The organism is Ruegeria sp. AI2, from assembly GCF_056541275.1.
On record NZ_JBQFYB010000018.1, the window covers coordinates 1 to 24471 of the forward strand.

The 24471-nt window shown below is 56.1% G+C and carries 16 protein-coding genes, 1 tRNA gene and 1 pseudogene; 9 read left to right on the top strand and 9 right to left on the bottom strand.

Annotated features, from left to right (window positions below; genetic code table 11):
- Positions 1 to 204 precede the first annotated feature (204 nt).
- On the bottom strand, positions 205 to 579 hold the full coding sequence (locus ACR0LL_RS19240; RefSeq protein ID WP_209507997.1) for a hypothetical protein: 375 nt from the start codon (positions 577 to 579) through the stop codon (positions 205 to 207).
- Between the two features lie 91 nt (positions 580 to 670).
- On the opposite strand from ACR0LL_RS19240, the gene ACR0LL_RS19245 reads away from it, so the two are divergent.
- The gene (locus tag ACR0LL_RS19245; RefSeq protein ID WP_480588768.1) at positions 671 to 1429 is read left to right on the top strand and encodes an alpha/beta fold hydrolase; all 759 of its coding nucleotides are present in this window, start codon (positions 671 to 673) and stop codon (positions 1427 to 1429) included.
- Here the strand turns inward: ACR0LL_RS19245 and ACR0LL_RS19250 are convergent, their stop codons facing one another.
- The 5 genes from ACR0LL_RS19250 to ACR0LL_RS19270 all read right to left on the bottom strand — a co-directional run bounded on the left by ACR0LL_RS19250 (position 1430) and on the right by ACR0LL_RS19270 (position 9881).
- Positions 1430 to 1615, bottom strand: coding sequence for a hypothetical protein (locus ACR0LL_RS19250; protein WP_480588769.1), 186 nt, complete (start codon positions 1613 to 1615; stop codon positions 1430 to 1432).
- A gap of 271 nt (positions 1616 to 1886) precedes the next feature.
- Positions 1887 to 3239, bottom strand: coding sequence for an HlyD family type I secretion periplasmic adaptor subunit (locus tag ACR0LL_RS19255; RefSeq protein WP_480588770.1), 1353 nt, complete (start codon positions 3237 to 3239; stop codon positions 1887 to 1889).
- Positions 3240 to 3241: 2 nt separating this feature from the next.
- Positions 3242 to 5464, bottom strand: a complete 2223-nt coding sequence (locus ACR0LL_RS19260; RefSeq protein ID WP_480588771.1) for a type I secretion system permease/ATPase — start codon at positions 5462 to 5464, stop codon at positions 3242 to 3244.
- A 39-nt stretch (positions 5465 to 5503) separates the two neighbouring features.
- Positions 5504 to 7444 (bottom strand): type I secretion protein, encoded by a 1941-nt coding sequence (locus ACR0LL_RS19265; protein WP_480588772.1) that lies wholly within the window; start codon positions 7442 to 7444, stop codon positions 5504 to 5506.
- 130 nt (positions 7445 to 7574) lie between these two features.
- Complete coding sequence (locus ACR0LL_RS19270; protein ID WP_480588773.1) at positions 7575 to 9881, bottom strand: hypothetical protein; 2307 nt, start codon at positions 9879 to 9881, stop codon at positions 7575 to 7577.
- 606 nt (positions 9882 to 10487) lie between these two features.
- Here ACR0LL_RS19270 and ACR0LL_RS19275 point away from each other — a divergent pair.
- Together ACR0LL_RS19275 and ACR0LL_RS19280 are read left to right on the top strand one after the other, a co-directional pair.
- Positions 10488 to 11240, top strand: coding sequence for a helix-turn-helix transcriptional regulator (locus ACR0LL_RS19275; RefSeq protein WP_480588774.1), 753 nt, complete (start codon positions 10488 to 10490; stop codon positions 11238 to 11240).
- A complete protein-coding gene (locus ACR0LL_RS19280; protein WP_245220737.1) occupies positions 11233 to 11730 on the top strand; it encodes a hypothetical protein in 498 nt (165 codons plus the stop codon). Before ACR0LL_RS19275 ends, ACR0LL_RS19280 begins: the two co-directional genes overlap by 8 nt.
- A 106-nt stretch (positions 11731 to 11836) precedes the next feature.
- Here the strand turns inward: ACR0LL_RS19280 and ACR0LL_RS19285 are convergent.
- From ACR0LL_RS19285 to ACR0LL_RS19295, 3 genes are all read right to left on the bottom strand, one after another.
- Positions 11837 to 11922 (bottom strand) — tRNA-Leu (locus tag ACR0LL_RS19285).
- Between the two features lie 508 nt (positions 11923 to 12430).
- Complete coding sequence (locus tag ACR0LL_RS19290) at positions 12431 to 14323, bottom strand: DEAD/DEAH box helicase (protein ID WP_480588775.1); 1893 nt, start codon at positions 14321 to 14323, stop codon at positions 12431 to 12433.
- Between the two features lie 1383 nt (positions 14324 to 15706).
- The gene (locus ACR0LL_RS19295) at positions 15707 to 16951 is read right to left on the bottom strand and encodes a tetratricopeptide repeat protein (RefSeq protein WP_480588776.1); all 1245 of its coding nucleotides are present in this window, start codon (positions 16949 to 16951) and stop codon (positions 15707 to 15709) included.
- Between the two features lie 194 nt (positions 16952 to 17145).
- Between ACR0LL_RS19295 and ACR0LL_RS19300 the strand changes: the two genes are divergently transcribed.
- The 6 genes and pseudogenes from ACR0LL_RS19300 (at position 17146) to ACR0LL_RS19325 (ending at position 24197) form a co-directional block, all read left to right on the top strand.
- Positions 17146 to 17424, top strand: a complete 279-nt coding sequence (locus tag ACR0LL_RS19300; protein ID WP_480588777.1) for a hypothetical protein — start codon at positions 17146 to 17148, stop codon at positions 17422 to 17424.
- A gap of 1 nt (position 17425) precedes the next feature.
- Positions 17426 to 19063 (top strand): sulfatase-like hydrolase/transferase, encoded by a 1638-nt coding sequence (locus ACR0LL_RS19305; RefSeq protein WP_480588778.1) that lies wholly within the window; start codon positions 17426 to 17428, stop codon positions 19061 to 19063.
- Between the two features lie 100 nt (positions 19064 to 19163).
- A complete protein-coding gene (locus ACR0LL_RS19310) occupies positions 19164 to 20831 on the top strand; it encodes a sulfatase-like hydrolase/transferase (protein WP_480588779.1) in 1668 nt (555 codons plus the stop codon).
- Positions 20832 to 20890: 59 nt separating this feature from the next.
- Positions 20891 to 22135, top strand: a complete 1245-nt coding sequence (locus ACR0LL_RS19315) for a DUF3179 domain-containing (seleno)protein (RefSeq protein ID WP_480588780.1) — start codon at positions 20891 to 20893, stop codon at positions 22133 to 22135.
- Positions 22136 to 22262: 127 nt separating this feature from the next.
- The gene (locus ACR0LL_RS19320; protein WP_480588782.1) at positions 22263 to 22958 is read left to right on the top strand and encodes an outer membrane protein; all 696 of its coding nucleotides are present in this window, start codon (positions 22263 to 22265) and stop codon (positions 22956 to 22958) included.
- Between the two features lie 210 nt (positions 22959 to 23168).
- Positions 23169 to 24197, top strand: a pseudogene (locus ACR0LL_RS19325) (IS110 family RNA-guided transposase).
- Positions 24198 to 24471: the final 274 nt, after the last annotated feature.

Here is a 24471-nt window from a genome sequence, read left to right on the forward strand (position 1 = left end):
CGGCGAAGACGGCAACGCCGAAGTCGAAGCCCGCGTCCGCGCCCAGGTCGCAGACCTCTGCAACCGCTTCCCTATCTACCCGAACCTGTAAACGATTAAAAAGAAAAGAAAACGGCGCTCTTGAGGCGCCGTTTTTTGTTGTTTGAGCAGTCGCTTCGATAGAGGGGGATCTGGCCACGCGTCAGCTTGGCAGCCTTCTGAAAGTCAGATCAAATCGCGCCACCACAGAAAGACAAGCAACAGCGCTGTCAGAGCCAACAGGTTGAAAGCCAGCCCCCCCAGCAAACCAAGGAACCAGCCCCACCTGCGGTCCGCAAGGTTGATGCTTCCCAGATGGTCCTGCACCACGTCCGACGCCCTGACGAGCTTGGGAGTATCCAGAATCAACCGCATCTTCGGGTGCGACGCCATCGCCTCGGACCGGGCAAGCACCATGGCCTGCCGGTACACCCGGCGCGGCAGACGTCGTTTTGCCTTGCGAATGGATGCCTCTAGCGTCTTGTCGCGCACGCCAAGCTTGGCACGCAGCAAGGCCACCGTCTCGGCGATCCGGGTCTGAATGTCTGGGTCCTGAGGCATGGGCTCTCTCCTGCCGCCGCAATCTAGCCTGCACCACAAAGACCTACAATGGGGCTGGTGATCCGCTGTAGGCACTTGTATCACGCAAGCTATGCTGAACACGATTGTACATGGCGAACCGACCGCCCGCCCACCGCTGGTAATAGCACACGGCCTTTACGGATCTGCTCGGAATTGGGGCGTCATTGCCAAAAGGCTTTCAGACGAACGGCAGGTTGTGGCGGTGGACATGCGCAACCATGCTTACAGCATGTGGGACCCGAGCCATGATTATCCCCATCTGGCACAGGATATCGCCGAAGTCATAGAACAGATCGGCGGCGTGGCGGATGTTCTTGGACATTCCATGGGCGGAAAGGCTGCCATGACCCTGGCCCTGCGGCACAATGGGTTGGTGAACAAGCTGGTGGTCGCCGACATCGCGCCGGTTCAATACGCGCACAGCCAAATCCAGTTCATCGAGGCCATGCGGGCTGTTGATTTTTCGCGCATCACCCGCCGGTCGGATGCGGAAATGCAATTGGCCGATCAAGGTGTTGAGAAAGCGTTGCAAAGCTTTTTCACCCAATCGCTGGATATCAAGGGAAAACGGTGGCTGCTTAATCTGGATGTTCTTGCAGCCGAGATGCCAAAGATCATGGGCTTCCCCAAGTTGGACGCCACATGGAATGGCCCCGCCCTGTTCCTGTCGGGCGCGGCATCGGATTATGTCCTGCCGGAACACCGCCCTGAAATCCGCTCGCTGTTTTCCGGCGCGCGTTTTGCCAAAATACCCGGAGCCGGGCATTGGCTGCACGCCGAAAAGCCACGTGAATTCGAAGCGGCGATTCGGACGTTCCTGAACGCCTGATCAGGCGCCCCGGTACAGCCGTCGGGCCACCATCCACGACGCCGGAGCAGCGATGACCGCCCCAGCAACTGCGGCACCGACAATTGCGCTGACGGAAACCAATCCCGCAGACAGCACAGCGATTACGGCAGAACCTGAAATGGCAGTGGCGATCAGTGAATACAGCATGGCGGCAAGGCGAAACATGGTCGGGTGTTCCTTATGATGACTTCCGGCCAAACATGTCTCGATTCGAATGTGTTTTGCATTGATTTGCATCAGATGCGGAAATCTGGCGCTTCATGAACCTGTGATTTCGCAACCACCGTTGAGCCGATCCGCCAACCCGCCAAGGATGTGGAGCGTGTGAAAACCCAAGTCTTGCACCGTCAAAGGCACGCGCGTTCTCCTACACGCAACTCGCAAATGGGTTATGGGCGAATTGATGTAAGTAAAACAACGGCCTTAGGCACCTAGGTTATTGCTCGCGAAACGCACGCGACATGCTGTCCGACACAGGTTTGGCGATATAGGCCGCAAAAGTTCGTTCCTCGGTTTGGATCATAATTTCCGCAGGCATGCCGGGGGTCGGAACAAAGCCGCTGACCCGGTGCAGCTCGTCTGGGGTAAGTGAGATACGCGCCAGATATACCTCTTTTGGAACGCCTGCTGCCTCTTCAAGCAGCGCGTCGGCAGAGACATAAAAGACTTCTCCGTACAAAACCGGCGTTGTGCGCTGATTGAGCGCGATCAGTCGCACCGAGGCGGTCTGCCCGGTTACCACACTATCAATCTCGGTGCGTGGGATTTGCGCCTCAATAATCAACGGCGCATCGGCAGGCAGGATTTCGGCAATGGGTTCGCCCGTTTCGATCACACCACCCGGAGTATGATAATGCAGGCGAACCACTGTCCCGGTCACAGGAGCCCGTACCACGGCCCGGTCCAGGACATTACGGGCCTGACGGGATTTTTCGCGCACGCTTTCCAGATCGGCCTCGACCACGCCCAATTCATCCAGTGCAGCCTCGCGATAGGCGGATCGGGTGCGCGTAATCTGTTCCTGGTATTTCAGAAGCATCTGATTGATTTCAGCGGCCTCCGCCTGCAACCGGGCCTGCTGCCCCTCGGCTTCGGCCTGCACTCGCCGGATCGTGTTCAATTCGCCCTTTCGAACCAGCCCTTTCTGGAAAAGCTGGTTTTTGGACTCGTACTCTTCCTGCAAGATCTCGGCACGTGTGACCATGCTGTCCAATTGGGCCTCAAAGCCGCTTGCCCGGATCTTCAAAGCCTCCATATTGCGTTCCAAAAGTGCCACATCATTCAGCAAGGTCTTGCGCGACACATCAAAGCTGAGCATTTGACCGTCGAGAATGGCCATGACTTCCACGTCTTTGGAGGCCTCGACCAGATCTGGCGTAAAGACCAGACGATCCCGTTCCCCATATTCCGCCAGCAACCGCTCGGTCATCGCCTGCAAGCGCAATTTGCGGATGAACAGCTCGCGCTCATTGGCCTGGGCCGAGGTCTGATCCAGCGTCATCAGCACCTGACCTGCCTGAACCGATTGCCCCTCAGTGACCTTGATGTCTTCGATGATCCCGCCCTCAAGGTGCTGGACAATCTTGTTGCGTCCGGTGGCGACAAAGCTGCCCTGCGCGATGACCGCCGCCGCCAGCGGGGCACTGAAGGACCACACTCCGAAACCGCCAAAACAGACGACCAGCATGATTATACCGGTGACAATGAAGCGGTTGATCGAGCGCGGAACTTCCGCATACCAGACGTCAGGTTCACCGGCAGAGTGCCTTACGGGTACGAGGTCATTCATGGTCAGCCTCCCTGTTGCCCTTCAATTCCGGTCCGTTTGCGCGGCCCGTTGATCTGCTGAAGAACCTGCTCGCGCTGACCGAACAATGCGACGCGCCCATCGGTCAGCAACATGATCTTGTCGACCACATTCAGCAGGGTCGGTTTCTGCGTGATGACGACCACGGTAATTTTGCTTTCGCGCGCCTGTTCAATGGCACGCGCCAAGGCTTTGTCCCCGGCAACGTCAAGGTTCGAGTTCGGCTCGTCCAGCACCACCATTCGCGGGTTCCCAAAAAACGCCCGCGCCAGCGCAATGCGTTGTTTCTGTCCGCCCGATAAAGGCGATCCATCGGAGGCCACCACAGTCTCATATCCCTGCGGCAGGGTTGCGATCATGTTGTGTACATCGGCCAGAACAGCGGCGTCGTGGATTTGTTCGTCCGTGGCATCAGCCCGCATCCGGCCGATATTGTCCTTGATGGTTCCGGGGAACAGCTGCACATCCTGCGGCAGATAACCTATGCTTTCTCCAAACTGGCGCGGGTCCCAGTTGCGGATATCCATCAGGTCCAGCCGCACACTTCCCGACGTGGGCAGAACGGACCCGACAAGGGTTTTGCCCAAGGTGGTTTTGCCCGCACCGGAATTGCCGATAATGGCCAGTGTTTCACCGGGGGTGAGTGAGAAGGTAATCCCGTTCAGAACCACACGTTTGGTTCCACCGGGGACATAGAGCAACCGCTCAACATCCAGCCGGCCTTCGGGGCGCGGCAGGCGCAACTTCTCGTGTTGCAGGGCCGAGGTTGACAGCAGCGCCTTGATCCGTCCATAGGCCGCGCGCGTCAGCAGGTAACTGTTCCACCCTTCAATCGAACCTTCGATGGGCGCAAAGGCGCGCCCGGCAATGATTGAGGCCGCGATCACCATTCCGCCGGTAATCTCTCCCTGCAGTGCCAGAAATGCGCCCCAACCCAGAATGCCAATCTGAGTCAGCAGACGAACAGCGCGCGAAATCGCCGCGAAGATCACGTTTCGGTCCTGCGCGCGCACCTGCCAGGTCAGGGATTGGGCGGTGTCCCGCCCCCAGATCCGCACCGCCTCGGGGATCATGGCCAAGGCGTTGATGATCTGGCTGTTGCGCGACATGGAATCCAGATGCAGGTTCGCCATGGATTGTGCCCTGTTTGCCTCGGCAAACGGTTTGGCTGTCATTTTCTGGTTGATCAGCGCAATCGTCATCAGAATCAGCGCTGTCACCACGACGATCATGCCCAGTTGCGGGTGCACGAGAAAGATCATCAGAATGAACAGTGGCGCGAATGGCACGTCCAAAAACGAGATCAGCGTGCCGGAAACCAGAAAACCCCGCAGCTGCTGCAAATCGCCAAGCGTCTGATACTCGCGCCCGTTTCCATGCAACGACGCGTGCGCAGCCGCACTAAGCACCGGGGCACCCAAACGAACGGCAACCTCGACACCGGTTCGCATCAGCGTAAACCGCCGCACCGCATCAAAGGCTGACTGAAAGATCACGGCCCCGGCGACGATTGCCGTCAACATGATCAGCGTATCCAAAGATCGGCTGGTCAGAACCCTGTCACTGATCTGAAACAGGTAGATCGGAATCGACAGGATCAGAATATTGGTCGCGCAGGTCAGCACCAGAACAAATGCAAGGTTACGCCGGATCGCCCGGATCGAATCCCGCAATGTGCGCTGGAAATCCTCGGGCGGGGTGCGCTTGTGAAAGGTTTGGGGTGGCCCGTTCCCGTCACCGCCGCCGGAGTTTGTCCGCAACAGTGGCTGGTTTGCCTTGGCCTCGATCGTTGCGCCCATGTGATCCGCGCCGGACGCGCGCGCAGAGGGGGTCTTGCGCGCTGTCGTTTCGTCCGCGGTTGCATGATCCGGGCCGTCAGCATCAGCCACCCCGTCACCACCGCCCGCAATGTCCTTGTCTTGCACGGGCTGCGGCGGCGCACGCCAATGGGGAGGTTCAGCGCGCGGTTGTTCACATGAGTGTTTCTGGTCTTTGGCCGGTTTCAACGCATCGTTTTCAACCGGCCGGTTTTGATCTGGTTCAGGCACTCGAAACTCCTGCGTCAGATGCAGTCGGGTGGTGGCACCTGTGGCCCGTTTTGCAGGATCTGTCCCAGGTTCGGGATCCTGACGCTTCAGACCCAACCCGCCTTGCCTGTCCAGCGGGCTGGATAAGGGGTGGCGGCGCGACGAAAAAACAAACGACATGTAGAAACCTTCTGGTCACTCGGTAAAAATCTTGGGGGATCAGGCCAACATGGTTTGCAGGCCGTCGTCAGGTGTTGTTGCATCAAGAGCTGGGGTATTCAGTGCCAGGGCCGCATCCGGTTGCGCGACGGTCATGTCACCCATGATGGCCGCAATTGCCTCATTGGTCATCGCGGTAATCTCGTCGTTGTCCGGCATGTCGATCAGGCTGGCCTGATGCAGCAGCAGATCGGAATACGACCCGTCAGCTGCCATGACCGTCGAGTCCACACCCATCTTGGTCAGATGCGCGGTGTTCAGCATGGCGTTGCTGCCCGCGACTACATCGGCCCCGGCAGCATTCGGGCCGGACAGGTCAATATCATCCTGATCAAGCATCATCGTGGCCTGATTGACGATGTTCACCTGTATAAGATCGCCGTCGATCTTAAGGACGCGCAACTGCTCCATCCCGGCGAACATCGGATCATTCAGAAGCGCGTCTTCCAACGCGTCCATGTCCATTTCCGGTATGGCAAGCGCGTCCGCCATATTCTGTTGCATATCCTGGTGAATGTCCTTGCCGATCGTTTTGACCGACGCGTCGTTCATGAGCAGGTTTTCATCACCGCCCATCACCGGCGCGGGCACTCCGCCGCTGATGATGTCGTCATCCATAAGGGCCATGGATTGAACCAGCACATCGACTGAAATCATGTTTCCGCCGATCATGATCAGATCGTAATAGCTGCCCAACTGCACGATATCGGCGACATTGTACATTTCGTTGTCGCCCAGCACGTAAAGCGTGGATGTGGCTGAAATTTCGGTCTGAATGTGATCAATATCGGTGGCATCAATACTTTGGTTGATGAAATTCGCGACCACCAGATCGCCGTGAACCCAGTCGACAACAACATATGCGGGCTGGCCGCTTGTTCCGTCGACATCGTCCAGCCAGGCGGCCTCTTTGCCTTCGACTTCGATCACCGAAGACTGAACCAGGTTGGTACCGCTTCCGGCATTCATGGCACCTACGTCCCAGTCGGAAACAAGCGCGACCTGACTGATGACCGTCAGATTGATGGCCTGCCCGCCTACAACAATGTACGGAGCATCCACCCAACCAATAGTCGCAGACACTGCATTGATCGCCAGATTACCACCGGTCACCACCAGATGCCCGTCGTCAAAATCGGAATCCTTGGACTGGTCCCATTCGGCGGGCCACGGCGTGTCCGCTTCATCACCAGTCGCTTCATCCGGCTGATGGAAAGCAGGCAACAGGTCGGTCCATTCAGGTGCTTCGGCCATGTGCTTGCCATTGACGATCACGCCCAAGGCATCATCGCCATGGAACTGATACACGGTGACTCCATCCACATCCCCGTTCATCGGGTTCAACATCTGTTCGGCCAGTGCCTCGACCATCTCGATTGACTGGTAGTCCGCGAGTGAAAATGACGGGCTTGCCACGGCATGAAGTGACAACGCCATGTCCAGCATCTGCTCACCTTTTGCGATCAGCGCATCCGTGTCGCGAAATTCACCCTCGCCCACCGTGTCGTTGTCGCGCAGGAAAACCTTTTGCTTAACGTAACTCACCGCCGACCCCAACGGCACATTGTCAGGCCGCAGAATGACAAGCACAGGCGCGGATGACGGTCCAATCGTGTCGTCCGGGACAAAACGCTCGGAAACCGGCCCATCTCCACCAAGGATGATCACCGATTCATGTACAGGCCCCTTCGGCGCATCTGGTAGTGGCAGGTTAGGTTGAGGTGGGGCAAAATTGTATGGGAGGAGTTTGTACTCGCCCACCGGGATATCAAGATCGGCCCTGATATGGATCGCAGCAGGATCGTCCAGCCCGTCAATTTCGGCTTTTCGCCTCAGGGCAGTGAATTCATCATACTGGTCCCGCAGCCGGGCCTGTTCGATCGTAAGTTCAAATGTTCCAACAAAATGCGCTATCGTTTCCGTAATTGCGTCAAGGGCCATGTCGGTCATCCTTTTTCACCCGCACCGGCCAGAATTTCCGCTTTGGGTTCAGTTGGGCCGGGGCCACCGCGCGCGGCCCCGGCATTTTCGAAAACAGCGAGGCCCAATAATGCGGGCCCCGCCTTATGACTTATGCGTCGTTGTCGTCGCTTGCGTAGGACGAGGTCATCGAGCCACCGACCATGGTCGTATCGACCGAGTTGCCAAGCACGTTGGCCCCCATGACAATCGACTGGTTAAAGGCCGAGGTGTCGACAACAGCCGCTGCCGAGGCATAGGACTCGCCGGTCACGATGCCATCGCCACCGTTATTCGAGCCCCAGTTGCCAGCGTTACCGCCTGCACCACCGTCACCCGAATACGCACCAGCCGCGCTGCCGCCCGTGATGGTTCCACCCATGGTGTCACCGGACATGGCTGTACCGGTCGAGTATCCGCTGGCTCCGCCATTTGCGGCAGACGCGCCACCGGCACCACCGGCACCCGAGCTGGCCGCACCGGTCGCATCGCCCGAACCGGTCGATGTGGCATCGTTATCGGACATGCCCGAACCACCGTATCCGGCGATAGCTTCGGCCAGGCTGTCGGCGGCGCCGTTTGTATCGGCATCACCGAATACATCCGCCGCTCCGCCATCACCGGCGGTATTGGCCGCATCGGCGGATCCGGCACCGTTGCCCGAAGACGTGGATGTGGGCGTCGTTGTGCCGCCTGCTCCGCCGTCACCGTCTGCTGCAGACGTACCAGAGCCCGTTGCGTCCGCTGTGCCGTTGGCAGAATTGGATCCGCCATCACCACCGCTTCCATCGGTGTTCTGCGAATTGCTGGATGCACCGTTCACGTCACCCGGGCTTTGGTTGATGTTGGGGCCGCTTGCGGACTGGTCGCCAACACCCTGCGCATCCGAATCCGCGTCGGCGGTTCCACCGGAACCATCGCCGCCCGAACCGTCACCGCCTGAGCCATCGCCACCAGCGCCATCGCCGCCCGAACCGTCGCCACCGGTTCCGTCACCGCCGGTTCCGTCACCGCCTTCGCCCGCTTCGGCATCAACCATGCCAAGCTCTTCCTGCAGGGCCATGATTGCAGCTTCGACCATAGCGGCAAATCCGCCTTCGCCGTCACCGCCGGTACCGTCACCGCCCGTGCCGTCGCCACCGGATCCTTCACCACCGGTTCCTTCGCCGCCTGAACCTTCACCGCCGGTACCAGGTCCGCCAGTTCCGTCAGCCGAGCTGTCCGCACCACTGTCAGCGCTGCCCTCTGCTGCGTTGCTGCCAGCAGTTGCATCATTGGCTTCGGTTGTGCTGTCACTGGAATTCGACGACGAACCGTCTGTCGAGGCGCTGCCGTCACCGCCGTCGGAACCTTCGGCGTCTACGTCATTGCCGGCCAGACCAAAGCCCGTGCCGCTCGAGTCGGAATCGCTGTCGCCGCCATCGGCGCTACCCGAGGCATTCGAGCCGGACAGACCAAGGCCCAGTCCCAGACCAAACGAATCTGCGCTTCCGCCGTTACCGCCGGTTCCGTCACCATCAACGCTTGTGCTGCCGTCGTTGTCAGCAGAAGACGAACTGTCAGCGTCGCCGCCGTCGCCGCCGGTGCTGTCACCGTCAGCCCCTGCGCCGGACAGACCGACACCAATGCTGGCGTTATTTGCGTCACCGGTATCACCGCCGGCGCCGCCACTCGAATCCGCGTCGGCACTGCCGGTATCGCCACCGGCACCAAACGCATGGCTGCCCAGCGTGGTCGAGTCTGCCGAACCACCATAGCTGGTACCACCGTCGCCCGAATCTCCACCGTTGGACTTGACGCCGATACCTTCTTCAGCGTTGGCGGTGCCGCCATAGGCGCTACCATTCTGATAGAAACCGGAATTGTTCGAAACTGACGCCGATTCCAGCGTGTCGTCATCGCTCAGACTGGCGACCTGACTGTTGACGGACGCCATTGCGGTTCCGGCACCATCCATTGAGATATCGACATTCATGTCATCGCCGGGATCATAGTTTAGATCACGGCCTGCGGTGATTACGTCGCCAACCGACGCGTTATCTCCGAAGTCCAGATCAACCTGATCATCATCGCGCGGAATCCACTCTCCGCCACCAAAGTCGATATTGATCGCGTTGCTGTTTGAATTGTCGTTGGTGTTATCTCCGGCATTGAGCGTCTGGTCCTGATCCTGACCTTGATCCTGATCCTGGCCCTGATCTTGGCCTTGGTCCTGGCCTTGTTCCTGACCCTGATCCTGGCCTTGATTTTGGTCCTGGCCCTGATCGTTGGAGTTTTCGACAGTCTGGTCCTGTTGCTGCTGTTGTGCAGTCAGATCAGCTTCGACAAACGCCTCATCAATCGGGATTTCAACATTTACCGGAGCTTCCAGATTCTCGACATTAATTTCGTCGACGGTCGTTACGTTTGTATTATTCACATTACGTCTCATGACAAATTCCTATTTCTGGAACGCCAGACCGCCATTCATCTAAAAAGCGGCATCAGGCGAGATTGAAACAAAAATATCCGCGCAGCGCATGAACGCGCTGAAAGCGGTCTGTGGAAGTTTCTAAATGGCCACCTCCTTTCCCGGCTAAGCCGAAAGCGCGGCGGTTCATGAAGGTTGCTTGAATACGCAATTACCGGCGCGACAGGGACAGGCGCTTCGACAATTGAAGCCCAGCCATGTTCGCAGCGACGCACGCCCACGCCTAGCTAGTCGAAAGTTTTGAAGTAGTTACAGTGTTGTTTTTATTATTTACTTTTGGAACACACCTGAGTTTTCGCTCGCCTGCCCCGCATGACCCACCTACAAAAAATCGCAACAAAATAATTCAATTGTTTCCGCTGGTTGCACAAATATCCAAGCGGAAACCTAACCGAAAGTTCTATGGCACGGGCTCTGGAAGAACTCCTCCCGGTTGTGGAAAACCATGCTTTCGAGTATAATAAAAGTTAATTACCTATTTGATTAGTTAACTATTTTAGATCGCCAGAATTCAAATTAGCAATTTTTGGTTGACCCTGTTTGCGAGGGAATGTGATGAGTGTGTCATTGATAGAAGAAACTGCCAATCAGGATCTTTATTCAGAAGATTTTTCGGTTGTCTTTATTGGAAAAGAATTATTCTACTCCAATCAGACCCTAAGAAGCGTTCAAACTGAATTCGGGGTTCGTGCCCGGCGGTTCGAAACCCTCGAATCCATGAACGGCCACACACCCGGCTGCAGCAAGATCATTGTTGTGGACCAGATGATGCTTGAAGACCTGTTGGCGCGCCCAATGGCCTATACCAAAAGTACGGGATCCGGCTGTCTCGCATTTGCCTATCGCAAGGAAGAATCGGCCCGGCATATGTTTGAATCCTGGGATCGCGCGCAGTTCGGCGAAATTGGGTTTCTACCCATGAATGTGGCGCCCGATGCCTGGCGCGCCATCCTCAGGCTGTTGATGCATGAAGAACTGTACCTACCCAGCTTCCTTGCCGATTGCGCCACATTCCCAAGCCAGCGCACGCGGGACATCCCAACCCGTCCAGTGACAAATGTCCCAAATGGTGTCGACCAGCAATCGCGGTATCTGAAGCTGACGCGTCGCGAGAAGCAGGTCCTGCAACTTGTCTCGCAGGGCAAAAGCAACAAGTTGATCGCGGCCAAGCTGGGAATTACGGAACACACGGTCAAACTGCATATGCACAACGTGGTTGGTAAGATCGGCGTCAGCAACCGCACCGCTGCCGCGCATTTCTACTACGAGGTTGCGCCACACGAGGCGCAGCACTCTGCCCTTGACTGACACGTTCGAAGCCCGGTTCGATCGCCTGATCCTTCTGGTTGGCAGGCTGAACTATATGTGGACCAACACCGAAAGCCTGCTGATCCACCTGATCGCTGGCCTTTCCGGAACGTCGAAAGACGTGGCCGTCATTATCTTCCTGACCCTGAACACAACCCGCGCGCGTATTGATCTGGTCGAACGGCTTGCCAAGATGGAGGGAAGGCCCGCGCAGGTTCGCGACCCGATCCTTGAACGCACGCAACGGCTCAGCAAGCTTTCCGGCATCCGAAACAAGTATAACCACTGCATCTATTCGTTCGATCAGGAGAGCGGAAACCCGAAAACGATCCTGATGCGGATTGCTGACCGCAAGACCGACATAAAACTGGGTCGCGCGGATACGGTAGATGATGATGCGCTTCGCGAAATCGAAGCGGTCGTCAATCAGCTTTCAGCCGCGAACCAGGACATCTGGAGGCTGATCCGGGAATTAGGGTATCCGGTATAGTCCTGGTCATGAATATGACGCCATGACGACGTAGGCTGCGTTTCACTGCATTTGCGATACCGATGACGCGCAAACCGGGCGGCGGAATGCAGCTTTCGAAAGTGCCTGGTGCGGGCGGTGGGACTCGAACCCACACGGGCATACGCCCTTCAGATTTTAAGTCTGATATGTCTACCATTCCATCACGCCCGCACGGCGCGGCCCTTTCGGACTGTGCAACGTCCTTACAAGCACAACGAGATGATAACAATGTGCTTTGACCCGCAGGATTGGGAAAAATAGACGGCAGCACTGGTGAAACTCAATCGCACCCAACGGTACCTCCATTGTCTCACTTGGCTTTGGTGCGGTCCGACATATCCACAGGTCCGATGCATCGGATCGACTGAAGGTACTTCTCCAAAGAGCAGGTGCTGTCAGAACCGAACCGTTTTCCGTTCTATCCCAAAAAGGAAATCGTCAGGGCGCTGGCCGAAAAAACTCCCGGCATCATCACATTATAATCCTCTGGTTATCAAGAACTCGAGCTGAGTCTGCCATCCATTTGCATGGCCGATTGGAGCGGCAGTATGGTGCGCAGGTTATGATTATGTCTATCGCCCGGGCTCGCAGGCGCTGCGAAAGTCTGGTCTAACGGGCGGAACCCAGCGGAGTTTTGGCATGGCCAATGTCCGGAAAGGGCCTGTGCAAACGCTTCGACTTACTTTGAACGCCTTGGCACAGCGTTACCGCCCTTATTTGCCGCAGCGCGTGCACGGTTTTTCTTGCTGTTGGGCTTACCCTTTGGCGGTGGCGGGCCTTTTGGGCGGCGGTCAAGTTTTTTACTCAGACCACTGCGGTTGTCGTCATCGCGTTTGGGCTTGGCTTCAACTTTGGCCTTTTCAGGGGGCTTGGACACAGTCTTTTTCCGCGCTTTCGCAGGCTGCGGCTCGACAAGTCGGCTCGGTTTGCGTGCAGTCTTTTCCAGACCTTTCTTGCCTTTGGCGGACCGGTTGAAGCTTGTCTTTGCTGAGTTCGACAAATCGGGGGCTGAATCCAACTGCACAATGTCTTTTGTACCCTCGATCTTCATTTCCGGCCCAATCGCCTCCAAAAAACCGGCGACGCTGCTTTCGCGAATTTCGATATAGGTCTCGTCGTCAACGATCCGGATCGCACCGACATCGGATTTCGTGATGTTCCCCGCCTTGCACACCATAGGAAGTAGATATCGCGGAGACGCATTTTCGTTGCGCCCTTCTGACAGCGAAAACCAAACACTCGGACCAAAAGGTGCGCTTTGCTTTGGCGCCGCTTCCTGAATGTCGTTTAGTTCTTCCGGAGCGGAATGCGCCCTGTTGTATTGACGGACATATGCCGCAGCGAGTTGTTCTGGCGAGAACCTTTCTACCAGTTCGTTGACTGACTGCCGCTCGGTCTTTGTTATTTCAGAGCACCAGTCCTCCGATCCGAACATCCGTTGCAGGTCTTGCGCTTTGACCTCTTCAGCGGAGGGCGCCGCACCCCAATCGGCCGTGAGTTTAGCGAATTTCAACAGCCTTTGGGCTTTTTTGTAAGAAGCCGGTGCAACGATCAGTGTGCTGACACCTTTGCGCCCTGCACGTCCAGTTCGGCCTGAACGGTGCAAAAGCGTTTCATGACTGCTGGGCAGTTCCGCATGGATCACCAGATCCAGATTTGGCAGATCAATTCCGCGCGCCGCGACATCGGTCGCTACACAGACGCGGGCCCGTCCGTCACGCATGGCTTGCAAGGCGTTTGACCGTTCACCTTGGGTCAGTTCTCCGGAAAGAGCCACAACCGAAAACCCGCGGTTGGACAGTCGGGCTGTCAGACGGCTGACCATGGCGCGCGTGTTGCAGAAAACGATGGCGTTAGGAGCCTCGTAGTAGCGTAGCACGTTAATGATAGCATTTTCACCGTCACGTGGAGCCACATTCATCGCACGGTACTCGATATCGGCGTGTTGCATCCGCTCACTGACAGTACTTACACGCTCGGCATCCCTTTGGTACCGGGCAGCCAAGGTGGCGATGGCGCGCGGTACCGTTGCCGAGAACAATAGTGTCTGGCGGTCTGATTGCGTTTGTTCGAGGATGAATTCCAGATCTTCACGGAATCCAAGGTCGAGCATTTCGTCAGCCTCATCCAACACAACGGCGCGTACGGATGCCAAATCAATCGAGCCGCGCATGATATGATCCCGCAACCGCCCTGGTGTCGCGACCACAATATGTGCCCCTCGGGACAGCGCCCGGCGTTCGTCGCGCATATCCATGCCGCCAACGCATGAGGCAATGAAGGCCCCCGCATCCGCATAGAGCCACCCCAGTTCTCGTTTGACCTGCAGCGCCAACTCTCGCGTCGGCGCAACAACCAACGCCAAAGGCGCGCCTGCCACATCGAAAACCTGCGCATCGCTCAAAATTGTTGGTGCGATGGCCAAGCCGAACGCGATGGTTTTTCCTGATCCGGTCTGCGCCGAAACTAACAAGTCTCGTCCCTGCAAATCCGGTGCGGACACGGCCTCCTGAACAGGGGTCAGCGTGTCATATCCTTTACGCTTCAATGCGATTGCGAGTGTCGGGTTCATGGCTCAGCTCTCCGGAGTGATACGGTCACCCTCAGAGCTTCCGACACACGGGTCATAGTAGAAGCGCAGTCCATACTGCGAGGAGAACCGGATGTATAGATCGGAAAATGCGCCTCCCAATGAGCCTCCCAATGAGCCTCCCCAACGGAACTGGTCCACACTTATGTTAAGGTGTCTGAAGTCAGCGCCTACCGGACAGATTTAGTGTTTTCATCATATACTCTTTAGCTGCTCGAAGTACGTGTGAATAAGTTTGTCGCCGCAATCTGTTGTTCTAACGTCGTGAACAACAGAAATGCGCCACTGCGCGCCGGAGACACTTCTCTAGCTTAGCAAACGAACCGCAAAACGATTGTGAACCATAGAGCTACAGAGGCTGATCCGCAGCAGACGTTCCTTTAGTACTTTCGTTGAGCCTTTTTACATCGACTTAGCCAAAAGCCAAAAAGTGATGGTCAAGTCCACGAAGACTTTTCTTTAAAACTCATCACTCATGCTAGATACCAATCCAATTTCAGCAGCCTGCACTTCTTTCAAATCTGGTAGCTGCTCAAGGAGCTTCCAGTCGCTAATCCCATAACAATCGTCCAAAACACGTGTCTACAGGCCGAATATCATACCCAAGCATCACTGTGGATTAAGGTACTGAGGTTTGGATAATGCTTACGAACATCGTCGGTAACTCGCCTCCGAAAATAGTAAACACCGCCCTCTTTCTTCTGAGAAAAGAATTTGCTGAGATCATAATCGCTCCAAATTCAGCGATAACTAGAGGCATAGCGTCGCCTCGTGTGTCACCTTCGAATCCAGAGAATGCGCTTTAAAACGCTTATATTTAAGAGATTTCAGTGATTTAATGGTGCCCACACGTCTCCTTATTGACGGTCTAATATTTTGCCAAATATATTATTTTTTGGGAATATTTAGAAACGTACCCCCAATCGTACCCCCAAGCGGATCATGACACCGCGCTTTGCTCAAATCTTGCCGCCAGACCTTCGACAATTTTTCGCGAACGGCGGCTGCTGGTGAAAGCCGACGTTCCGGCTGGAAATTTCAAACCGATGGCGTCGAACGGCTGCTAAACGCGACACAGCAGACACTCGCCAAAATTCAGCGAAGGGCTGCTCGGAGCCCAACGCAGACCTCAGGTTCAAGCTTAGCATTCGGTACTTTGGGCGGGAAGCAGAAGTTCGCTGCGAGTGCAACGATTATCTCATCGGGAGCCAAGAGCGGACCTTTGTCCGTCCATCAGACGCCCATTCGGTATCGATGAACTTTGTTTTGATCTCGTCTGAAGGTTCGTCCACTTCGCAACCAACGCACCTCCTCCTTGGAAGCGCAGGCCTCTAAACGAATTATTACAAACCCCTTAGAATATCGTCAGGGCTTGACGGGCCCTGACCAACCGGCAGCTTTCATTGCACTGATCAGTTCTTGAACTGGCTGTGGGTCGACAAACACGCGAGTCTTCAGTTCTTCGAGGGGGAAGCTTGGCCAAGTGTCCGAAAATACTTGTGCAAGCCGCTGTGCCTCTGCTTGTTCCCCGTTCCGCAAGCGGGCCGCCATAAGATAAGCCGCGGAAATTGGCCCGAATGGCCCACCGCGAGATATCGATTCATCAAACGTTCGGATTGCGGCAGCATAATCCCCGGTGTGGAACTGAGCCGCACCCAATGCATTGTCAAAGACAAGTCCTCCTCCGTTCTGGGCCAGTGTTCGATATCTCGCTGATTGCGACAGAACCCGTTCAAAATCGGATGTATAAAGAGAGATCAAGGCGTCGAATTCAGCAATATGTGAATCACCGGGTGCCAAGTCTGTGGCCCGTTGGGATAATCGAACTGCGCCATCGTAATTGCCCACCCCAAATTCAAACCACGCTCGCGCTGAAAGCGGCCAAGGTGCATTCGGAGCCATTTCCAAAGCGTAAGCACTATTCTTGTCCGCTGCGTGCAAAAACTCGTCTGAACCGGGCTTGCCCGATTGCATAATGGCGAGCATTGTTTCGACCTGAGAAGCACCAGCATATCCCCCGTAATATAACGGGTCTCGTTCAATCGCTGTTTTAAAAATCAACAACGCGGGCTGAAGCCGGGCTAGATCCGTAACAGGGAAAATCAGATCCCGGCCTGCGTCGCTTAGGTTCATTGCCTCGACACGGGCAGGTGACACGTCGTAGATTGCAGTTTTGCCGGTTTTGGGTGCTACAGATTGCGAATTGCGGCCAATCAGGACACCAAAAAGAATGCTGACTATTAATAGTGAAAGCGAGATAACGACTGCGGTAGCCCGTCGCCTTCCGCGTAAGCTTCGTCTGCTTCGACTGGAGCCCGGCAAAAATTCGGGTGCGTAACCCCCGACGGGCAGTGAGATAACCAATTCGTCAGCAATCCCTTTACCGTCATAATAAGATTGCAGCTTTCGCCGAACACGCCCGGCATCCACACGCACGACGCCCTCGCGTTTCAATAACTCATCCGCGTCGTATCCATAAACATCCATCGCAATGGTCTTGGCACGTATTTCGTCGGAACGACCCTCCAGCGTTTCCGTCACCACGTAAGATAGGAATGATCGCATGCGGGCGGATCCTTTGAATTCATCCGACCTCAGAACCTTGTCCAACGCGGCACGCAACTGCTCGCCCGAGAACGATTGAGTACCAGTCTGGCCCTGATTGCCCACGCTGACGTTCAAAAACTATCCTTTCACAATAAGGGTTTGACGTCACGTTGCTACCGTAGCATGCGGCTTGAAACGTGCAATACATATTCTTTTGGATGCATGCTTAGAGGGAGAATGCCTAAAAAGCGCTGCCAATGACGGATGATGAATTCTTTGAATCTCAATTTCCCAAAGCGGGTCGTCTGCTACGGAACCTGCGGGAAAAAGACCAAGAGTTCGATCAAATTTGTCGCGACTACAAAGAGGTCTTCGCAGAAATGGCGATGCCGCCAAAGTCGCATTCAGTTCTACAGATGCGCTATCTCGCGGATCTGGCAGAAAGCCTCTCGGACCTGCGCAGCAGTATTGACGGACACCTGCGGGCTCAGGGCGCGCGTGCGGAATCGGTACGGAACAAAGATTCGGAGGTTTGACATGAAACTTAGATATATCTTGCCTACGTTGTTGATTGGTGCTGGCTCCGTGCTTGCTCAGGAAACCCCCATTGTTCATGACGGCGAGTTTGAATTCCTCCGCGCGCAGTTTGGTGAGGCATGGGATGCACAAGACGTTGAAGTCGACGCCAAGCTGGCCGAAATCCGAGCGGCCAATGGCGATAGGCCCCCTAACTTCCTCTACATCCTGATTGATGACGTAAGCTTTGGTCAGATGGGTGACCGCAAGATGAATTACGTCATGGGGATCGAGACACCCAGCATCAATCAGTTGGCTACAGAAGGCATGTCGCTGATGCGCATGTATACCGAACCTTCCTGCACTCCCACACGTACTGCTATGCTAACAGGGCGCCATCCAATTCGCGCCGGAGTCGAAGAGGTCAAGGTAGCGCTGGTTGGCGAAGGTCTTCCGACCAGCGAAGTGACATTGCCGGAAATTCTGAAACAGGTCGGCTACAATACAGCGCATGTCGGCAAATGGCACCAAGGCGACATTGAACAATCGTACCCACATAACCAGGGGTTCGACTGGGCCGCATTTCCACTACACCAGCAAGTACAGCTGAGCCTCATGACCCCCGAGGCAATGCGGTCCAACACTATGCTCGGCTATGTGCCCGAGGGGCAGAATAATCAGTTCCAACTGGATGAACGGTTCAAGCCATATGGTCTTGTCACCGGTGTAGAAGCCGAAGCCGGTGGTCCCGCCCTGGAAGTAGACATGTCGGCCGGTGAGGTGTGGACGCAGGCCAAATATGAAGAGATGAACGAACGATATCAACGGCAGGCGCTGGAACAACTTGAACGCGTCGCTTCTGAGGATTCGCCGTTTTTCTTGCAATACTGGCCGCTTTATCCGTTGAACTTCGTCTACCCGGAACAGGCAATTTCACGAAATGGCGGTTTTCATGCCGACAAGCTGCAACTGCTTGATGGTTGGATCGGGGATCTATTGGCCAAGCTCGAAGAAACCGGCAAGGGAGACAACACAATTGTTGTTCTGATGGCGGATAATGGCCTGATGTATCACTATGAAGGCTCATCCGGCCTAAACCAGCTGATCTATCGCGGAGGCAAAACCCAGCACCTTGAAGGTGGCGTACGAACCGACGCATTCATTCGCTGGCCCGGTGTGATCGAACCCAACAGCGCCGCTGGAGACATCTTTCATGTATCGGATATCTTCACCACAATGGCGCGAATTGCCGGAGCAACCGGCTTTATACCGCGGGACCGTATCATCGACGGTATTGACCAGACCGCCTTGCTGTTGAATGGCGAGGGGAATGGTCGGCGCGACTATGTCTATGTTTACGAAGGGCCTGTTTTACGCTCGATCGTTAAACAGGAATTCAAGATGCATCTTCCTGCCCCTGGCCAGCCCGGCGCGGGTGCCCCGACTTATAATATCTATCGGGACCCGCGCGAGGAACACCCGTTGGTGGGCTACTCGCTTTGGGCCGGCGCATCTTTTCAGGATATGATCAAGCGCCACCAGAAGATGATCGCCAAGTACCCGCATTCAGAGATTGGCAAAGGTATTCCTTATGAGGGCATCGAAAATCTGCGCCCGGAAACTGAACTGACCCGCGATGTATTCATGAGCTGGCAATAACACCGCAATCGAAATTAATTAAGCGAATTCGAAGATGCTAAAAACTGCCGACACTATAAAATTCAAACGCCGAAGCTCGGCTTCAAAACGGGGGGGTGGAATGAAACTACAATGGCTTTTGGTTTTGTGTGCAAGCGTGGCGGCACCACCGTTACAAGCACAGGACGACCCAATTCAACACGATGCAGAGTATTACATTCTGCAAGCACAACGCGCGGAACAATGGGCGCAAGATGATACCGCTGTAGATGAGGCTCTGGCGGCCTTTCGTGGCCGCAACAATGGGCAACCCCCAAACATAGTCAGCGTGCTGATAGACGATATGGGCTTTGGCGATATGGGGATACCCGAGCTGAACGCGGTCCGTGGGTACGACACTCCGAACATCAACGACTTTTCGGACGAAGCGCTGCGCATGGTTCGGATGTACACCGAACCGTCCTGCACCCCAACGCGTGTGGCACAAATGACCGGCCGCTTGCCCGTTCGCATGGGAATGGGCGACACTACGGTCGATATTGCTGGCTTTGGATTGCCGGGCAATGAGGTGACGCTGGCGGAGGTCTTGAAACAGGCAGGATATGCAACCAGCCATGTCGGCAAGTGGCACATGGGCGACATTGCCGAAAGCTGGGCCATGAACCAGGGTTTCGACTACGCACAGCACGCCATTCACCAGCAAGGCCAGCTGACCATTTTCAACGATGATGCGATCAAGGAACAGGTCTCGGTCGCGATCCGGGATTATGACGACAAATACACTTTGGATGGCTGGTTCCGACCGGACGCGTCAGCGATGATGACCGTCATCGAAGGTGAGGCCAGCGGGCCGATCCGCGAAATCCGCATGGACGCCGGTGAACGCTGGAACGCCGCCAAATACGATGAAATGAACCAGGCCTTTCAGGACAAAACGCTGAATGAGCTAGAGCGCCTTGCGGGCGGCGATGCGCCGTTTTTCCTGCAATATTGGCCCATGATCCCGCTGGACAATACGCGGGCCGGACGCGACGGGCCGGAAAGTGCGAATGGGGGTCTCTATGTCGACAAAATGCAGCTTTTGGATCAATGGCTGGGAGACCTATTCGCACGAATGGATGAGCTTGGCCTAAGCGAAAACACCATCGTAGTAGTCATGGGAGACAATGGGCATTTCACCAAATACGCGCCGCAATCCGGGTTTACGCCGATGATCTATGCCGGGGGCAAGGGTGACACCACCGAAGGCGGCGTGCGCGTCGATGCCTTTATCCGTTGGCCCGGTATGATCGAGGCGGACGGGTTGTTGAACAGCATCGTTCACGTCTCGGATCTTTACACAACCCTGTCCCGCTTTGCTGGGGCAGACGCGTTCATCCCAAGGGACCGCGTGGTCGACGGTGTCGATCAAGCAGCAGCTTTGCTGTTTTCGGACGAGTCGAAAGCCCGCCGCGATCACGTCATCATCTATTCGGTAGCGAAACCCGAGGCGATCGTGAAAGACCAGCTGAAACTGAAACTGCCGGGACCTGGCGAGAATGCAATCGTCGCCAAATTCTTCGACCTCTACCGCGACACCCGCGAGGAATATTCGGTCTCTACCGAAGTTGGCGCCTGGGGTGGTCAGGAATTCGTGCGCATTCTGGGCCGTCACATGGCCCGAAAAGAGAAATACCCCGATACAACACCCGCCTACGGCATGCCCTATGAAGGGATTGAGAACATTCGTCCCGAGACTCAGCAAGCCGTTGAAGCCTTCATGATCAAGCGCGCATCGCCCCAGAAGTAAGACCGATCCTTCGCGATGAACCGCGAAGGACTGTAGTCACCAAAATCGAGGATCACAGCATGGTTGGCAGCATAATATTCACACTTGGATTGATTGTGTCTCTGGGCATCGGGTTTGTCTATTTCCGCGATTTGGGCGACGTCTCGCAGATGCTGCTGAAGGTAAAGCGCGAGAACATGGTGCGCTTTATCCGACATGAATATCGCCTGATTGGCATCGGACTGGGCGGGTTTGCGGTGGCAACCCTTGCGCATTTCCTATTGGGCGGCGGCCCATTCTGGCTTTGGCTCGTGGCGGCTTTGCTGACCCTTTTCCTTTTTGGGTTTCCCTATGTGTGGGTGCATTTGGGCCTGAGGAACCAGCTTAACGACGCCCAGTATTTTCCTATCGACAAAGCCTGGAAATATGTCGGACCGACAGCGCCGGTCATCGTCATCGAACACAACGGCCATGCGCGCGCGCACCCGGACGCGCAGATCATGCGCCCTCATCTGGCGGGCGATGTAGATGGCCTGGGGGGCGAAGACGTGGTCATGACCTATTGCGCGATGGCCAATCTGGGTCAGGGGTACTCACCGCGAATAGAAGGACGACGGCTGAACCTCGAGGTTCTAGCCCAGCACGGCAACAACCTGATCATGCGCGATAACGAAACGGGTGAGCCGATCCAGCATATCTATGGATTCCGCGAGGCGGACCGCGACCCAAACTCTGATGGTCCTGCCTGCCCCCTCCGACCCGAAGCGCAAATGAAGCCTTGGCCCACTTTTCGAATGACATTTCGGGGGTTTCAAAAAGCCTATCCCGAGGGCGAGGTATTTCTGAACAAACCGTCCCCGAACCCCTTGCTGCGCCTGCTGGATATGATGACCGAGATCACCTTTGGCTGGGGCATCGGACGCCAACATCAGGAAGATGCGCCCGTGATGGACAACATGGAACGTTCAGACCACCGGTTGCCAAACAAAACTCATGTCTGGGGCATTACGATCGGCAAGGATGCCGCTTGCTGGACCGATGATTTCATCGTCGAGAACGACTGGATCGTGAATGCCAATGTCGGGGGAAGGGATGTGGTGGTCAGCCTGGATCCGAAATATGAAAGCCTGGGCATTTGGTATAACGACTCTGGTCGACCCGTGACCCATTGCGATTTTTGGGGCCATGCCGATCAGGGTCAGCTGGAACGAGTCGAAACCCTGCGCGCAGGCATATTCTGGCACGTCTGGTCCGAGTTCTTCCCAAACACAGATATCAATCGCGTCGGCAGCGGGTCGATGGCAACGGAAGAAGCTGCGGAATGACACTCAGGGCCACACAATTTCCAACCAACGATCAATTGTCGAAACTTGTATGTTTGACGGGAGGGACAGAATGATTTCGTCACTATGGATGAAAAGCTGTGCATGCGCGGCAGTCTTATCTGCATCCGTGGCCACATCGGCTTCGGCACAACAGTCCGATTGGTCCCACGAAGCCACGATTTACCTGTTCATGCCTGAAACGGACACATCATTGAGCACACCGATGGGTATTCTGGACGGTACACTCAGCTTTTCTGATGCCCTCGAAAACCTAGATTTGGCCTTTATGGGGGCGTTCTCGGCTACGAATGGTCGTTGGCTGATACTGGCAGACTACAACTACACGGATTTGTCTTTCAGCAATAGCACCCCTGGACCTGCCAGTTCGGGCCTTGAGACATCATTTACCACGCAATACCTGAGTGGTTATCTCGGCTACCGAATCTATGAAGCGCCATCTATCTCCGTGGACATCGCAGGAGGCTTCCGGTGGTTCAGCACCGAAACGGAGTTTACCCTTCTACCCGGCGCGGCACCGGGGGGCACGACAACGGCCGACGACAGCTGGACCGACCCTGTAATCGGCGCCAGAGCACGCGTACAGTTCTCGGACAAATGGTCGGGCTCCGGTTTTGTCGACTACGGAGGCTTCCGCAGTGGCAGTGAAACCTGGCAGGTTCTGCTGACGGCCGATTACGCAATCAACGACAGCTGGCTAATCCGCGGCGGTTATCGCTATATCTCATTTGACCATGAGATCGACGGTAGCGATTTTACATTTGACCAGTCGGGACCTGTGCTAGGCGCGACTTATCAGTTCTAGAATTCTTTGTTGGCAAACCCGAGACAAGGTTGTGATGTTACGAACGTCGTTTGATTGGCGCGATTCTATCGTAAAAACGTTTAGAGAAACGAATTCGCATGTGTCCTCAAATTTGTTTTCGTGTCTGGCACGGCTTTGATGATGTGACCGCCCCCCGACGGCATCATTGTGCCAAGGTGGGTCTGCAACGATCCACAAAGGAGAGCGGTCATGTCAGAGATTATCACGGTCGGGCTCGATCTGGCGAAGAATGTGTTTCAGGCCCACGGGGCAGGTGCAGCGGGGCAGCCTATTCTGCGCAAGAAACTGCGTAGAGTTCAGGTGCTGACCTTCTTCAGCGAGTTGCAGCCCTGTGTTGTCGCGATGGAAGCCTGTGGCGGCGCTCATTTCTGGGGTCGCGAGATCGGCAAGCTGGGTCATGAGGTGCGGCTCATCCCACTCGCCTACGTGAAACCATTCGTCAAACGCCAGAAAAATGATGCCGCCGATGCCGAAGCGATCTGCGAGGCCGCGCTGCGTCCGACGATGCGGTTCGTGCCTGTGAAGAGCGAAGAGACGCAGGGCGCGGTTATGGTGTTTCGCGTGCGCGAGCTTTTGATCCGGCAGCGGACTCAGGCCATCAATGCACTGTGAGGGCATTTGAGCGAGTTCGGGCAGGTCGCGCCACAGGGGGCGGCCAACGCGTCGAAGCTGATTGCAATCGTCGATGACCCGGAAAGCGGCTTGCCAGCCGATGCCATCCCCACACTCAAGGTGCTGATCACTGCCCTGACCCAGTTGTAGGCAGAGATTGTCAATCTCGATGCCGAGATCGCCCGCCGGGCCAAGGAAAACGACGCGGCGCGGCGGTTGATAACGGTGCCGGGGATCGGCCCGCTGATTGCTACGGCCATCGCCACCCTTGCGCCGCCGCCCGAGACGTTTCGCAAGGCCCGGGATTTTGCGGCCTGGCTCGGTCTGACGCCCCGACAGCATTCGACGGGCGGCAAGCAAAGGCTCGGGGCGACGACGAAGATGGGCGAGCGATCCCTCAGGCGGCTACTGATCATTGGCGCCAACAGCGTCATCATCAAACGGCACACCCATGCTGCGGCTCAGCCAGGCACATGGCTGGGCGGAATGCTGTCACGCAAGCCGCCAATGCTAGTGCGGGTGGCGCTCGCGAACAAAATGGCGCGGATCGTCTGGGCCCTGATGGCCCGGGGCGGCGTCTACCAGTCTCCGGTCGCCGCAGCATAAGTCCGCTGTAGGTCGCGAGGACGTCGGAGCACAAGAGGGCAAGGAGAAGTTTGGCGTAACAGTCGTGAGACGGGATCGGGAGAACCAGTGTGCAACAGAGTGCCATCGAGCACGCGGCTTTGATCTGGACCCGACCTTCGAACACCATACGGGCCCGCGGCACGATCAAGGCCGCAATAGAGGCCGGATACATGTCAGCACCCGGTGACGCGCCAATATCAGCTTTGAAAATACCTCTTGCGCAAGGGGCGGTTATACATGTTGCACAAATCGG

What these genes read in the sequence shown, in the direction of transcription:
- ACR0LL_RS19300 (WP_480588777.1), top strand. Translation starts at nt 17,146, where the DNA reads ATGACGGATGATGAATTCTTTGAATCTCAATTTCCCAAAGCGGGTCGT.
- ACR0LL_RS19260 (WP_480588771.1), bottom strand. Translation starts at nt 5,464, where the DNA reads ATGTCGTTTGTTTTTTCGTCGCGCCGCCACCCCTTATCCAGCCCGCTG.
- ACR0LL_RS19255 (WP_480588770.1), bottom strand. Translation starts at nt 3,239, where the DNA reads ATGAATGACCTCGTACCCGTAAGGCACTCTGCCGGTGAACCTGACGTC.
- ACR0LL_RS19265 (WP_480588772.1), bottom strand. Translation starts at nt 7,444, where the DNA reads ATGGCCCTTGACGCAATTACGGAAACGATAGCGCATTTTGTTGGAACA.
- ACR0LL_RS19315 (WP_480588780.1), top strand. Translation starts at nt 20,891, where the DNA reads ATGGTTGGCAGCATAATATTCACACTTGGATTGATTGTGTCTCTGGGC.
- ACR0LL_RS19275 (WP_480588774.1), top strand. Translation starts at nt 10,488, where the DNA reads ATGAGTGTGTCATTGATAGAAGAAACTGCCAATCAGGATCTTTATTCA.
- ACR0LL_RS19305 (WP_480588778.1), top strand. Translation starts at nt 17,426, where the DNA reads ATGAAACTTAGATATATCTTGCCTACGTTGTTGATTGGTGCTGGCTCC.
- ACR0LL_RS19290 (WP_480588775.1), bottom strand. Translation starts at nt 14,323, where the DNA reads ATGAACCCGACACTCGCAATCGCATTGAAGCGTAAAGGATATGACACG.
- ACR0LL_RS19250 (WP_480588769.1), bottom strand. Translation starts at nt 1,615, where the DNA reads ATGTTTCGCCTTGCCGCCATGCTGTATTCACTGATCGCCACTGCCATT.
- ACR0LL_RS19240 (WP_209507997.1), bottom strand. Translation starts at nt 579, where the DNA reads ATGCCTCAGGACCCAGACATTCAGACCCGGATCGCCGAGACGGTGGCC.
- ACR0LL_RS19245 (WP_480588768.1), top strand. Translation starts at nt 671, where the DNA reads ATGCTGAACACGATTGTACATGGCGAACCGACCGCCCGCCCACCGCTG.
- ACR0LL_RS19310 (WP_480588779.1), top strand. Translation starts at nt 19,164, where the DNA reads ATGAAACTACAATGGCTTTTGGTTTTGTGTGCAAGCGTGGCGGCACCA.